The 14,546-nt window shown below is 45.2% G+C and carries 13 protein-coding genes; 7 read left to right on the plus strand and 6 right to left on the minus strand.

Translation table 11 applies throughout. The features are described from left to right. Positions 1–9 precede the first annotated feature (9 nt). The 3 genes from NSS94_RS06795 to NSS94_RS06805 form a co-directional block, all read right to left on the minus strand. Positions 10–678: a class F sortase gene (locus NSS94_RS06795; protein WP_341039048.1), complete on the minus strand. Its 669-nt coding sequence runs from the start codon at positions 676–678 to the stop codon at positions 10–12. A 52-nt stretch (positions 679–730) separates the two neighbouring features. Next, positions 731–1,036, minus strand: a complete 306-nt coding sequence (locus tag NSS94_RS06800; protein WP_318626948.1) for a hypothetical protein — start codon at positions 1,034–1,036, stop codon at positions 731–733. A gap of 212 nt (positions 1,037–1,248) precedes the next feature. After that, on the minus strand, positions 1,249–2,040 hold the full coding sequence (locus NSS94_RS06805; RefSeq protein WP_341039049.1) for a polysaccharide deacetylase family protein: 792 nt from the start codon (positions 2,038–2,040) through the stop codon (positions 1,249–1,251). A gap of 371 nt (positions 2,041–2,411) precedes the next feature. On the opposite strand from NSS94_RS06805, the gene NSS94_RS06810 reads away from it, so the two are divergent. Further along, on the plus strand, positions 2,412–2,786 hold the full coding sequence (locus tag NSS94_RS06810; protein ID WP_318626945.1) for a PH domain-containing protein: 375 nt from the start codon (positions 2,412–2,414) through the stop codon (positions 2,784–2,786). A 113-nt stretch (positions 2,787–2,899) separates the two neighbouring features. Here the strand turns inward: NSS94_RS06810 and NSS94_RS06815 are convergent, their stop codons facing one another. Further along, positions 2,900–3,220: a hypothetical protein gene (locus tag NSS94_RS06815; protein ID WP_318626944.1), complete on the minus strand. Its 321-nt coding sequence runs from the start codon at positions 3,218–3,220 to the stop codon at positions 2,900–2,902. Positions 3,221–3,412: 192 nt separating this feature from the next. Between NSS94_RS06815 and NSS94_RS06820 the strand changes: the two genes are divergently transcribed. The 6 genes from NSS94_RS06820 to NSS94_RS06845 all read left to right on the plus strand — a co-directional run bounded on the left by NSS94_RS06820 (position 3,413) and on the right by NSS94_RS06845 (position 10,140). Continuing rightward, positions 3,413–4,378 (plus strand): carbohydrate ABC transporter permease, encoded by a 966-nt coding sequence (locus NSS94_RS06820; protein WP_340931632.1) that lies wholly within the window; start codon positions 3,413–3,415, stop codon positions 4,376–4,378. Beyond that, complete coding sequence (locus NSS94_RS06825) at positions 4,375–5,196, plus strand: carbohydrate ABC transporter permease (RefSeq protein ID WP_029516315.1); 822 nt, start codon at positions 4,375–4,377, stop codon at positions 5,194–5,196. The genes NSS94_RS06820 and NSS94_RS06825 overlap by 4 nt, the downstream gene beginning before the upstream one ends. Positions 5,197–5,321: 125 nt before the next feature. Further along, positions 5,322–6,686 carry an ABC transporter substrate-binding protein gene (locus NSS94_RS06830; RefSeq protein ID WP_341039051.1) on the plus strand — a complete coding sequence of 455 codons (1,365 nt, stop codon included), beginning with the start codon at positions 5,322–5,324 and terminating at the stop codon, positions 6,684–6,686. A gap of 256 nt (positions 6,687–6,942) precedes the next feature. Continuing rightward, positions 6,943–7,527 carry a TetR/AcrR family transcriptional regulator gene (locus NSS94_RS06835; RefSeq protein WP_029516317.1) on the plus strand — a complete coding sequence of 195 codons (585 nt, stop codon included), beginning with the start codon at positions 6,943–6,945 and terminating at the stop codon, positions 7,525–7,527. A 23-nt stretch (positions 7,528–7,550) separates the two neighbouring features. Then, on the plus strand, positions 7,551–8,915 hold the full coding sequence (locus NSS94_RS06840; RefSeq protein WP_341039052.1) for an HlyD family secretion protein: 1,365 nt from the start codon (positions 7,551–7,553) through the stop codon (positions 8,913–8,915). A 1-nt stretch (position 8,916) separates the two neighbouring features. Then, a complete protein-coding gene (locus tag NSS94_RS06845) occupies positions 8,917–10,140 on the plus strand; it encodes an ABC transporter permease (RefSeq protein ID WP_341039054.1) in 1,224 nt (407 codons plus the stop codon). A gap of 97 nt (positions 10,141–10,237) precedes the next feature. Here the strand turns inward: NSS94_RS06845 and NSS94_RS06850 are convergent, their stop codons facing one another. Then, positions 10,238–12,835, minus strand: coding sequence for a glycine betaine ABC transporter substrate-binding protein (locus NSS94_RS06850; RefSeq protein ID WP_341039055.1), 2,598 nt, complete (start codon positions 12,833–12,835; stop codon positions 10,238–10,240). After that, complete coding sequence (locus NSS94_RS06855) at positions 12,810–14,033, minus strand: quaternary amine ABC transporter ATP-binding protein (protein ID WP_341039056.1); 1,224 nt, start codon at positions 14,031–14,033, stop codon at positions 12,810–12,812. Before NSS94_RS06855 ends, NSS94_RS06850 begins: the two co-directional genes overlap by 26 nt. Positions 14,034–14,546 lie beyond the last annotated feature (513 nt).

Genomic DNA, 14,546 nt, shown 5'->3' on the forward strand with positions numbered 1-14,546 from the left:
GAAAATGTTTTAATTGTTTTTGGAATTGCCCTTATCCTGAGTAAGTTTCTCACAGGCTGAATTCATGTGTGCTAATTTGGTGTAAACTACTAGCCTTCCCTCGTGTTCTTTTCTGCTTCGGCTATAGCGACCTGCACATGTAATCAAGTTCAAACGATGCTCTTCTGTAGGACCAAAAATTTTCTGAATCGGTGCTTTGGAAGTTAAGTAAAATTTTACAGACTCGACAGCAAACTGAATCTTACAGCCGCCACCGCCAGTCACATACACGAAATCCCCCTTTTTTAGTTTTTTAAGAGGATAAAAAACAGCTGGGCCCGTGTATGTATCTACATGTCCATCCATAATTGCATTACCTGCTGCCCCTGGCAATATACCGGTAGATAAATAACCTACTCGATTTGTGTTGCTTGGAACGCCCATCTGACCATTTTCTAAGAATGTAACCGGTTCTATAATTGAATGAATACGAACCTCAGGAATATCGAGCATATATGGAACGATTCCTTGAAAAGGTTTATTTTTAACCTGTAAGGGCTTCGCTATTTTAACTTGTTGAATTTCAGATTTGGCCGGGGCGTAGGTAGAGTTATGATGATGTTCAACAGAGGATGAACAGCTCGTACTTCCCAGCAAAATTAAGAATACTCCTATACGAATGATCCATGTATTGTTCATATGAAGAAAGAGAGAGGGTTTAATAAAGCTAACCCTCTCCTTTTAACCCTCCCTAATTCATTTGCTCGCTCGCGCCACCGAATCCGGTTTTTGGTAATTTTGTTGCCTTTGCTTTCAAACTTTTCGCATGAATACTTTTTTCTCCTATGATTTTGGCAGGAGCAGCTTCACGCGCATGTAGCTTGTGTATTTTCTCATGCTTGCTCTTGGCATGCATCTTGTGTTCATGTTTTGCATGAACCTTATGTTGATGCATTTTTTGCTCGTGTTTTTCTGTTGCGGGTGCAGCCGCAGAAACCATCGATCCTGCTGACAGAAATACAGCAAGGGACGCTACAGTCAATATTGCTTTTTTCATTGTAATTGCCTCCTTTAAATAGTTGTAATTGTAATTCGTAAGTATAGTTGCCGTAAAAAGAACGTATTGTGTAACCAAGAATTTCATATAAAAGGACTATATTACAAATACCTATCTCTTCAACTATTGAACTTAATTAGTCCTTTGGGTGTCACATATAGTAATTAGACTCCGTCGGCGAGTAACTGGCGGAGTCTTTTTGTTTCTATCTACTATTTATTCACTTCAATCAGTCCTTCGGGCGTCTTACGATTGGCAAGCAGCTCAGACACAGTGACGAAGGTAAACCCCCTTTTTTTTAGTTCGGGCAAAATGATTTTCAGGGCTTCGACGGTTTGTGTACTTTTATATACATAATCGTGCATAAGGACGATGTCGCCGTTACGGACATTGCGAAGGACCTTATTAGCGATACGATGTACACCGGGTTTTCGCCAATCTAAGGTATCCTGATGCCAGGACCATAAAATAATTTTGAGACCTTTCTCCTTGGAGAGCTTGACCAGCGAATCGGTATAGGAACCGCCGGGCGGTCTAAAAAGATGGGTCCCCGCACCAGTTGCCTGTACGATGCTCGCCTGAGCTTGATCCAATTCGGACAGAGCTTTGTTGCGAGAAATATACTGAAAGGATGAGTGAAGGAAGGTATGGTTGCCAACTTCATGCCCTTCTTCTCGTTCCCGCTTGACAAGGTGAGGCAGCTTTTCTACACGACTGCCGACGACAAAAAAGGTCGCTTTAGCATCGTATTCTTTAAGCAAATCCAAAATGGCAGGCGTATTGCGTCCATCCGGTCCGTCGTCGAATGTGAGGGCAATCAACTTGCGATGGGTAGGAACTTCCCATACAATGTCGCCGCGTTCTTCATAATAGGCTCTTCCCTTTGTAGGAGTAGGGGAGGTGTAAGATGCGGCTTGTGCAGTATTTATATAGGTTGTGGGGCACAAGCTGGCACAAAACAAGGAAACAGCGATACTTGCAGATAGTAATCGGTTATATTTCATCAGGCTTCTTCTCCGTTCTAACGTATTCTCACATTAGCTTGCCAAGAAGAAGCGTATATCATTCTTCGGTTCTGAAATTCATCAATTCCAATCACTTAAAATTGGATCTAATTGTTTCTTCAATAAGACGCAGATTACAGAGTTATGCTTAAAAAGAGTGATAGCTTGCTTGTTGATAACATCCTGTACCCATGTTAAGTTGTACATATCCATCCTTGGTTTCAATGTGCAGTTGAGGTAGGTCATTGTCCAGTTCGTGAGAGTCTTAATCTGACGAAAAATGAAGAGGTCGACGGGACAAGCCGCAAAAGCTGATCTGAGGTCAAGGAGTTGCGACTCGTTCCTGAACTTCCAACAGGAGATGAGACGGGATGCAAACAAAAGAAAAAGAGCTGCGAGCTATTAGTCTGACGTTAGAAGCGGGCGAACACATTCGATCATATATGGGGTGTACGTATGATTTGCAGCAGAGCTCCCAAAGGATATCGCTTCATGGAATGCTGGCTGTGACGTCCGAACGAATCATTTTTTATTCCTGTACTATGGGTACTCCTTGGGTCAAGTTCATTAATTATCACCATATTTCACTGGCTAAGCTGGATGAGGATTTGTCGGGTACTAGGGGAAACATCACGCTAATCAATCAGGGTGTGAACGAGGTGTTCACCCATCTGCCGAGTGGAGAGGGTATAGAGGGATTTGTAGCTGTACTAGAGCAAGAAGCAGGTATCTCTTGTGAGAACTAATGATTATGGAAAACAAATAACTAAAACCTCCAACTTCGTAATATGCCAAGGGTGGCTACTTATCGAATTTGGAGGTTTTTTTGTCTTTTAGTTAGAGAGAGATGGAACGAGCGCTAGCTCAACAGGGTTATAACCAATAAATTATATAACACAAGCGGCAAAATGACATTGTTGTAGGCATAGGAGCGATTCGGAGTCGTGGTGCCTGGGAAGGGTGAGTGATATTGCTGAGGAACTCTCAGATACAAATGATCCGCATCGATGTGCACAATCGTTCCTTCATATACTTGATGATCCATCGTTTGTACCCTAACCGTATGATTCATGTAGGGGCTTAATTGATAATGCAAATGATCGCGGATCTTTTTGAGTTCGGTCTGTAATTCCGGTCTAGCTTGATATAAAGTTTGCGGACTGACGGTGTTGTACGGCATTCGCCTCTAACCTCCATACCATGTAATGATGCATCATATGCAGAAGTCTATGTCCTTGTGCTCATACCTATAGAGAGTTGCTTTTACAAAAAGAAAAAACATTAACATTTTACTCCAGCCCACTTGACGTTCCCTTTACATCAAAACGATACACTTACTGAGGTTGGTTTGAAAAGAAAGGGGCGTTCCGTTTTGGGTGAGCTTAACAAATCTATGGGACTGGGGACGAGGAGTCAGCAACAGACTTCGTCTAAAGCCCGCATACGCACGGGTTCGCTAAAAATTCAAAGACTGCGCGAAAACGCGCTGGCGTATACCTTTTTGGCTCCATCGCTAATTTTGTTTGCTGTATTTATGTTTTATCCGATGATCAAGTCCGTTTATCTCAGCTTGCATTCTACAGATCCCGCAGGAAACGTTGCAGCTTATGTGGGGTTAGATAATTTTACTACACTTTTCAGCTCGGGACTGTTTCTACAAGGGATTAAGGTCACACTCCTGTTTGCACTGCTAACCGTACCAGTAGGTATTTTATTGGCGTTGGTACTGGCTGCACTTACACACAGTAAATTGCGGGGAATGCGTATCTTCCAGTTTGCCTTTTCGCTGCCAATGGTGTTGTCGGTCGGTTCATCTGCGGTCATTTGGAAATTTCTTTTTCATCCGACACTGGGGATGCTCAACTATGTGCTTTCCCTCCTACATATCAATCCGGTTCCGTGGCTGACCAGCCCGGATTGGGCGCTGTTCTCAGTAGCCATAATGACCATCTGGATGAATCTTGGCTTCAATTACATTATCTTATCGAGCGGACTTCAAGGGATTCCAGATGACATGTATGAGAGTGCCAAAATGGACGGGGCTGGACCGCTCGTCACGTTCTGGCGTATCTCCATGCCACTGTTATCACCGACGATCTTTTTTGTGACCGTAGTTTCCATCATTGGAGCCTTCCAGTCTTTTGCTCAAATTAACATTTTGACCAAAGGCGGTCCGGTGAACAGTACGAATGTATTTGTGTATTCCATCTATCAGGAAGCTTTCGTTAATTTCCGGTTCGGAACGGGGAGTGCGCAGGCCATTGTCTTGTTTGCTGTCATTCTGCTGCTCACGATGATTCAGTTCAAATGGGTGGAAAGAAAGGTGCATTACCAATGAAACGACACCTGAATTCTACATTGCTGTATGTGCTGCTTACGATTGCAGCTGCTCTCATTTTGTATCCGGTTATATATACGTTTTTTATGGCAGTCATGTCTCCCGAGGAAGCGAGCGCTTACCCACCAAGCTTTTTCCCGCATTCTTTTCATATGGCCAATTTTACTGAAGTGTTTGAAATCGTTCCGATTGCAGCCTTTATTGGAAATACATTTCTCATTTCGGGTCTTACAATGATTGGACAACTGATTACAGCGAGCTTGGCGGCCTATGCCTTTGCCAAAATGGAATTCAAGGGAAAAAACTTCATTTTCAGCATGTTTGTTGCGACAATGATGATCCCTTGGGAAGTGACCATTATTCCAAACTACCTGACGGTACGGAGCTGGAATTGGCTTGATACATATCAAGGGTTGACGGTTCCTTTTCTGGCGACGGCATTCGGGACATTCCTGTTAAGGCAATTTTTTCTCCAGCTTCCCAAGGAACTGTTCGAGGCGGCTCGTATGGATGGGTGCGGACATATCCGTTACTTTCTGTTCCATGTGCTTCCGTTATCGCGCCCTGCGCTCGGAACACTGGCTGTGTATTCGTTCCTGAATATGTACAATTCGTACCTCTGGCCTTTACTGATCACCAATAGTGAGAATATGCGCACGGTACAGATTGGAATATCCATGCTCGAATTTCAGGAATCGACTTCATGGAATCTGGTGTTCGCGGGTACGGCACTTGTCATTTTACCGTCTCTGCTCCTGCTGATCTTTGGACTAAAACAGTTGGTTCGTGGAATGGCAGCGGGTGCGCTTAAAGGCTGACCACATATTTAAAATGATAAGCAACACCTGCGCAAGCAGCCCATATACAGAGCTTCAACACACAAGAATATCGCAAGAGAATGCCAATTCAAGAATCATTTAATCAAAGGGAGAGAAGAGAGATTATGAGATTTTTTCGTCTGAAAAGTGCATTGACCCTGCTTATTCTGACTGCCATGGTGGTTGCAGCAGGTTGTAGCAATAATACTGCTGCAGAGAAGCCGAGTAATGGTAGTGATGGAGCAGTAGCGGCTTCCCCAGTGAAGCTGACTTGGTGGCATTCGATGTCCGGTAACGGTGAAAAAGCAATCAAGCAGATCGCTGCTGATTTTAACGCCAGTCATAAGGACATTCAGGTAGAGCCAGTATATCAAGGCAAATATGATGACAGCTTGAACAAGCTGAAAGCGTCGCTTGGTTCCGACAGCGGACCGGACATCATTCAGGTATATGAAATCGGTAGTAAATTCATGATCGACTCCAAAATGATCACACCCGTACAACAATTTATTGATGCAGACAAGTTCGATCTGTCACAGCTAGAGCCGAATATTACACGATACTATACGATTGATGGTAAACTGAACGCCATGCCGTTCAATACGTCAAACCCGATTTTATATTACAACAAGGATGCATTCAAAGCCGCAGGACTTGATCCAGCTAATCCTCCGAAAACGTATGATGAGTTCGAAAAGGCTGCTAAAGCCTTGAGCAAGGATGGTAAATCCGGTGCTTCCATTGCCATCTACGGCTGGTTTATGGAGCAACTGTTTGCCAATCAGAACGCAGATTATGTGAATAATGGCAATGGTCGTGATCAAGCGGCAACGGAATCCATGCTGAATTCGGATGCAGGTGTAAAAACCCTAACGTGGTGGAAGAAAATGATCGATGAAAAGGTTGTATCCAATCTGGGACGTAACTCGGACGATACGGCAAAGGCTTTTTCCGCAGGACAAATTGCGATGACGCTGGATTCCACCGCTTCGCTGCGTAATATTGTGGAGCAGGTTGGCGATAAATTTGAAGTAGGCACAGGATTCCTGCCAAGAGCGAATGAAGCAAAAGAAGGCGGCGTGGTTGTAGGCGGCGCAAGCTTGTACATCATGAACAACAAGCCCGAAGCCCAGCAGAAGGCAGCATGGGAGTTCATTAAATTCGTCGCTTCCCCAGCTGTACAGGCACAATGGAGTGTAAATACCGGGTACTTCCCGATCACGAAAGCAGCCTATGACGAGAAGGTACTCAAAGACAATATGGTAAAATATCCGCAATTCCAGACAGCGGTTGACCAATTGCACGCATCGGCACAATCCACCGCTACACAGGGCGCAGTGATGGGCGTATTCCCAGAAGCGCGCCAAATCGTCGAAGGTGCAATCGAGGCTGTGCTGAGTGGCCAGCAACAACCAAAACAGGCATTGGATCAAGCTACCCAAGAAATTACAGGCAAAATTGCGCAATATAATCAAACCGTGAAAAAATAGTCGGCCTTCCCTTAAAATCAGATGATAATCCGTAGAATGCGCCTCCTTATCATCCGATTTTATGACATAGCGGATCGAATGAGTGACCCCCTCACTTATTCGATCCGTTTTTGCATTTTCACTTTTAGAATAAGCGTTTAGACGAATTGTCTAAAATGAAATATTTTCATTTTTCCTATTGCTGGATAACTAAAAATGGGCTTATAATAAATACATAATTTTTGTACTGGACGGTCAGTTCAAAAAAGGAGGAAGCATGAAACAGCAGACAAAGGAAATTATTTTTAACGGCGCACTCAAAGCTTTTTCTGAACGAGGATTTAATGAAACAAATATGGAGGAAATTGCCAAAGTTTGTGGCATAGCCAAAGGAACCCTGTATTACAATTTTAAAAACAAGCAAGAATTGTACATTTACATTTTGAAGATGGGGATGGAGCGTTTTGTCCGGGATATCCATGAAGCAATGGCTCATACGCCTAAAGATCAGGTGGAGCTTAGGATTCGCAAGCTAATCCAAGTACATATTGAGTTTATTGTGAGAGAACCGGACTTTTGCCGTCTATTGGTCAGTAAGGGCTGGGTTTCGCAAGAGCAGCATTTTAATATTAGGCAGGTGCTGGCTGACTATTTTGATTTTATGGAGGCAGAGATCGATTCCGGCAAGTTTCATGGAAAAATTTCAAGTAAGCTGGATGCCAAAACAACAGCCAATTGCTTATTTGGGATTTACATTTTTGCACCTATGAGGTCAATGGTTTGGGGCGAAACGATGAATCTGCAAGAGGCTCGTGAAAGCATTGAAGTTTTTGTGTGTAATGCATTGGGCATGCAACATTAATATACAGATGGAGTGATGAAAACATGAAAGCTAAAAAATATACGATTTATGTCGTACTTATTATTTTAATCGCGGTTGGGATATATGCCTTAACTGCTCTTCCACGGGGTGGAAGCAGCTTGTCTGCGGATCAGTCTTCTTCCATTCCTACGGCTTATGTGGAGTCGGATACCCTCAATGCCAGCTTTAAAATGGCAGGACGGATTGACCAGATGCTCGTCAAAGAAGGCGATCAGGTTAAAAAAGGGCAGGTGTTAGCCCATCTGGAAAGTCGCGAGTTGGAAGATAAGGTGAAGCAGGCACAGGCGGCATTGCTGGCAGCCAAGAGTAATGTATCCAAAGCAAAAGCTGGAGTGTTGCAGGCTCAAGCAGGCGTAGGCCAGGCACAGGCTACTGTGAGTGCTGCTCAGGCCAAGAAAAGCCAAGGCACGACATCGGTCAGTGTGACCGCAGAGGCTTCCTCCAGCCAGATTGAACAGGCCAAAGCGGCTGCGAACGCCGCCTTGGCAAAACTGGATGCCCTCAAGAGCGGGGCAAGACCACAGGAGCTTGAGCAATTGCAAGTATCTGTGAAGGTAGCCAAGGAAACGCTGGACCTGACCGTTAAAAATCTGGAGCGTGCCAAAAAGCTTCAAGAAGCCGGTGCAGCAACCCAGGCATCTTTGGATCAAGCGACATTGGAACATCAACAGGCAGTGGCCAAGTATAATGCGGAGTCGCAAAAATTGGATATGGCACGGGAGGGAAGCCGCAAGGAGGAAATTACGGCGGCTGAAGCTCAATACCGTCAAGCCTTGGCTGCGGTGAAGGAAGCACAGGCAGGAGCGGGCAAAGTTGCTCTGCAACAGGAAGATGTCAAAGCCGCTCAGGCTTCGGTAGAACAAGCGCAATCTGCGGTGAAGGCGGCGCAATCCACAGTTGAGCAGGCTCAATCTGCGGTTGCAGGTGCCAATGCACAGGTAGCCCAAGCGGAAGCCGCACTTCAAGAGGCTCAGACCTATTTGAGCTACACTACGCTGCGTGCGTCCGAGGATGGAATCGTAAAATCCAAGTCGCTTAGCTTAGGTGAAATGGCTAGTGCAGGGTTCCCGGTTTATACCATTGAAACTTCGACACAACGTTGGGCTAAATTCTATGTACCTGAAACGTCTCTGAACGGTCTTCAAGCAGGGGATACAGTCCAAATTAAATTGCTGTCTGGCGGTAAGGAGCTGAAGGGTAAAGTCATTCTGTTAGAATCGGCTGCTGACTTTGCCATTCAAAAACCGAGCCAAAGCTCCGGTGACAAGGATGTCCGTTCCTTCGGTGTTAAAGTAGCATTGCCAGACCTTGCTGCATCGGTTCCAACAGGCTCCACGGTTCTGTTTACAGGCAAAGGGGCGCAGTAATATGCAGGATTCACAGGAAAGACTTCGTATCCGCGATGTGTTTCGCGAGGAATGGCTGAGCATCTTCCGGGACCGCCGCTTTATGGCTATTCTGCTGATTACGCCGATTGTGTATACGATACTATTCGGCTTCCTATATTCACATCAGCGGATTACCGAGATGCCTGTCACCGTGTACGACGGAGATAATTCGCAACTCAGTCGCCAGATCATTCAGGCGTTTGATTCGACCGATTCATTTGCCGTTACACGGCAAGCAAACAATCAGGATGATGTAGTCCGTCAAGTAGAGACTGGAGAAGCTAAGGTCGGAATCGTCATTCCCGACAACTTTACTACTCGGCTTAAGCATGGGGAGAATCCACCCGTGCTCACGCTGATTGACGGCAGTAATATGATGTATTCCAATAGTGCCAGTCGGATTGCGAATCAGGTTATTAGTAGCGTGAGTGCCGGAGTATCAGTCAATTCCATGAAACAAAAGGGAATGAACGCCGATCAGGCCGCGTCGACGCTGACTACCATCCCGTTCCGATCCAGAGTGCTATTTAACCCAGTATATGATTATAAGCTTTTCATGCCGTTGGGGGTTATTTCTGCGGCTCTCCAGCAGTGTTTGCTGCTAGGTATTGCGTTGTCTTGCACGCGTGATAAGGAAGCAGGGACTTGGGGAAGATTTGGCGCATGGAGAAATACCCCTTGGCGTTTGGCTATTGCCAAACTGGCACCGTATTATGCAGCGGGAGCTTTCAATGTGCTGACTGTATTCAGTATCAGCGCTTTATGCTTCGATATTCCGTTCAGGGGACAGGTACTGCCGTTGATTTTAGTGTCGCTGGTTTTTAACTTTGCCTTGTGCGGATTAGGCTTCCTGTTCAGTCTCTTTTCCAAAACCAGAGTAGATGCGACCCAAACTCTGATGCTGATTGCTGTTCCTTCCTTTATGCTGTCAGGCTATACATGGCCATTAGAGGCAATGCCCGGCTTCTTGCGGGGGCTTGCTGAGATATTGCCACTGACGTATTACCTGGATGCTGTACGGAACATCACGCTCAAAGGACTGGATATCACGTACATTTTCAAAGATATGATTGCTCTAGGCGTCATTGGTTGTGTAAGTCTGCTGGTGTCTTTCGCGATCTATCCGTTATTCTTTAGACAGCACCAGACGACAGAGCAGCATGCCGAAGTGTCCGCTCAAGAAGGATTCACGCTAAAAGGCTGAGAGCAACTCTAAATATTGGATATCACAAAAAGGCAGATCAGGAGTAAACCCTGATCTGCCTTTTGCTTGTTCGTATGGTTTAAAAGCAGAAAAAATATTATTGCGGCGGCTGAAGATCCTCGATAGAATCAATCGGCACATAGGATGGAACGACAAGCCCGGACATAACGCCAGTCATGCTGGTTCCGATGTCATCCACCTTATCCTTGTATTGAGCCCAATAATCAGCATGCGTCAATGGAAGCCAAGCGGCTGCGGTAGCATCTACACTTCCGCCAGCTACGCCAGTCCACATCGGGCCGATTTCCACCTGCAGAGCTGTTACTTTATAGCCTAATTTTTGTTCCAATACATATTTCAATACGTTCGTACTGGCAATTTCAGAATCCCAAGCAGCGTAGCTTAGCTTCAAAGGATCGCCGTTGACGGGCTGCAGACCCTTGATCCATTCCTGAACCTTGTCAGGATGTTTATCAGCCCAATTCTTGGCAGCCTGCTGTGGGGCAGTACCGTCCTGAATCGCGATCATCACTTCACCCATATCTTCAGCAGTCCACTTAAATCGGCTTAGAAATTCATAAGCCACAGGAGCATCCTGCTTCAAACCTTTGCGGGCGATTGTATGAATTTCTTCCTTATCACCGTACGCTTTTTTAGGATCTTTCAAGTATTTCAAATCATATTTGTTAAACATCCAGTGAGGTGTCCAACCTGTTACGACGATAGGCTGCTTGGCTTTGATAGCTTTATCCAGTGTAGCAGTCATAGCAGCTCCAGAGCTTTCAAGCAGCTTCCAGTCGGATAAGCCATAGTCATTCATAGCTTTAGCGGTCAGCTTCATTAGTCCGGCGCCAGGGTCGGTACCGACAATGCGGTAGCCGACCTCTTTGCCAAAGTCTCCAGTTGTGGCGGAAGCCGGAGCCGCTTCGGCTCCGTTATCCTGCAAATCAGTAATCGATTTAACATCCATGTAAGCTGGAACGACCAATCCGGTTTTAACACCGCTCATATTAGCCCCAAGATCGTCGAGCTTATCCTTGTATTTAGCCCAGTAATCCGCATGTGTTAACGGCAGCCATGCAGCCGGTGAAGCATCTACATCACCACTAGCGACACCCGTCCACATAGGACCTGCTTCAACTTGAAGTGCTGTTACTTTGTAACCCAGTTTGTTCTCCAAAATATAACTTAGCAAATTCGTGCTGGCAATTTCAGAATCCCAAGCCACATAACTTAGCTTGAAGGTGTCACCATTGACAGGTTGCAGTCCTTGAGTCCATTCCTGAACCTTGTCGGCATGTTTCTCCGCCCAATCCTTGGCAGCTTGCTCAGGACTGGTTCCGGCTTGAATGGCGACCATCATTTCACCCATATCTTCTGGTGTCCATTTGAAACGTTTTAGAAACTCATAAGCGATAGGAGCATCCTGCTGCAAGCCTTTACGGGCAATCGTATGAATCCCCTCGGCTTCACCATAAGAATTCTTAGGGTCTTCCAAATATTTGAGATCATACTTGTTGAACATCCAGTGTGGAGTCCAACCTGTAATAATGATCGGTTTTTTCGCTTTAATGGCTTTGTCCAGTGTGGCCGTCATAGCTGCACCGGAACCTTCAACCAGCTTCCAATCAGACAAATTGTAGTCTTGAATTGCTTTGGCAGTCGATTTCATAATGCCTGCCCCGGCATCAATACCGATAATTTTGTAACCGACTTCTTCGCCAACCGGGTTGGCAGCAGCGTTACCTTTGCCAGATGCGGAATGATCCGTTCCAACAAAATATTGGGATGCACCAGCGATCAGAATGACAGCTGTAACTGCAGAAGTAATCCATACTTTTTGCTTGCTGGATACGCGGCTTTTGCCTTTTTGCGTAGGTTTAAACAGGTTTTGCGTAAAACGGTCAAGCACAATAGCCAGAACGACAACAGCTAAGCCGGCTTCAAAACCTTTACCGATTTGCAGCTGTGTCACAGCACGGTACACAACAGCACCGATGCCTTCCGCACCGATCATGGAAGCAATGACAACCATAGACAGTGACAGCATAATCGTCTGGTTAATACCAGCCATTAAGGTAGGCAATGCAAGTGGAAGCTGAACTTTGAACAGCTTTTGCGCAGATGTTGAACCAAAAGCGTCTGATGCTTCGATCAGCTCACCTGATACTTGCATAATCCCCAAGTTGGTCATGCGAATGGTTGGGGGGATAGCAAAGATAACAGATGCGATAACACCCGGCACAACACCCAGGCTGAAAAAGGTAACCGCTGGGAGTAAGTACACGAACGCAGGCATCGTCTGCATAAAATCAAGTAAAGGCGTGATAATGCGTGATGCCGATTTACTGTATGCACACCAGATCCCGATGGGAATCCCGATAACAATGGATACGAGCGCAGACGTGATGACCAGTCCGAGCGTATTCATTGTTTCACTCCAATAACCAAGATTATCAATCAGCAGGAAGCCGATGACAGTAAATAGCGTAAGCTGAACCCGCCCGATCATAAAGGCGATAATCCCGATGATTACGATGAACACCAGAGGGTGCGGAAGCATGAACAGGCCTGAGAAAAAGCCAACTACAGCTTCTATAATGGAAGAAATAACATTAAACAATCCAGCCAGATGAATACCCATCCAGTCTACAATGGATTGAATCCACTCAGCGATTGGCAGTTTCGGTATCACGGGCATTCACCTCCTTCGTAGTGGTAACATCTCCACCAAGTGCGCCGAGCAATGCTCCACGGACGATAACGCCCAGCAGCTTTTGCTTGTCATCGACCACAGCCAGCGGCACCTTGGACGAGCTTGTAATTTCAAATAAATCATTAATGACTGTCTCGGCAGCAACCTGCGGTCCGTCCGTGATCAAAATATCTTCAATTTTCAAATTATTGCGCAGTGCATGAACAGCATCCTCGGCGTTAATAACACCCAGTAGCTTTTTGGTGCGGTCAATGACGAACAAATTGGAAATCCCACGCTCCCGCATCAATTCCAGAGCCACACGCGGACCACGATCCATGGTGATGGTTTCTGGACGAAGCATGACATGAGCAGCCGTCAATACCTTGGACAGATCCACATCCTCGACGAAGCGGGCTACATAAGAGTTAGCCGGTTGGATCATAATTTCTTCCGGTGTACCGATTTGTACGACCGCACCGTCTCGCATCAATGCAATCCGGTCACCAATCCGCAACGCTTCATCCAGATCATGGGTGATAAACACAATGGTTTTCTTCATTTTATCCTGAAGCTCCAACAGCTCATCCTGCATGTCACGGCGAATGAGCGGGTCCAATGCACTGAACGCTTCATCCATCAGGAGCACTTCAGGGTCATTAGCCAGCGCCCGTGCCAGACCGACACGCTGCTGCATGCCGCCACTCAATTCATCGGGCATTTTATCGCCCCAGTTTTTAAGACCAACCAGTTCCAGCGCTTGTTGCGCCTTTTCCTGACGCTGTGCTTTTTCTACCTTTTGAATTTCAAGACCATATTCTACATTTTCTAATACAGTCCGATGTGGGAACAGAGCGAATTTTTGAAAAACCATGCTGATGGTTTTACGACGAACTTCGCGAAGTTGTTCTTTGTTCATCTTACGGAGATCTTTGCCGTGGACCAGAATTTCACCGGAGGTAGGCTCAATCAAGCGATTTAGCATTCGCACCAAAGTGGACTTGCCACTGCCCGATAGCCCCATAATTACGAAAATTTCACCTTGCTTAATTTCCATGTTGGCCTTATTGACACCAACAGTAATCTGTTTTTCTTTGGCCAACTTTTCCTTGCCCCAGCCTTGCTCCAGGAGCGGAACACCTTGCTCTGCGTGAGGACCAAAGAGTTTGCTGACATTTTTGACTTCCAAAATCGTCATACATACACCTCTTCTTTCTATACTTTGCTTGGTATTAACCCCATGTTGCATTAAGGATTGAGTATAAAAATCATAATTCTGAACATCCTGAACGGTTAATGACAAAATTAATTGTAACAGAAGCATTGCTTACATTTCAAACAAAAAAACTGTTCATAAAGTACGTACAGAAAAAACTGTACAAAGTTTCCTTCGATATGCTCCTTCGTTCTATAGAATGCTCAAACATTCGGAACTTTACAACCGATAGTGCTTTTTTTAAAATAGACAATGAAATATAACCATAAGAAAAAGATTTATGTATATCCATAATTTAAAAAGTTTACTATCATTAGCAATTTTGCGAATTATGATTTTGAACGACCCATGCTGTTGTAATATAGACAGAAGCTTTGCTTTTGAAACATTTCATTTATTGTTGAAAGATTTCATATATTGCGTCAAAGCTAATCTTTTACGGGTAAATCGTTCATACTAGGTTGTGCAAAATGCTCTAAAATTAGGAGGTTGCAA

The organism is Paenibacillus sp. FSL L8-0644 (genome assembly GCF_038008165.1).
GTDB classification, from domain to species: Bacteria; Bacillota; Bacilli; order Paenibacillales; family Paenibacillaceae; genus Paenibacillus; species Paenibacillus polymyxa_D.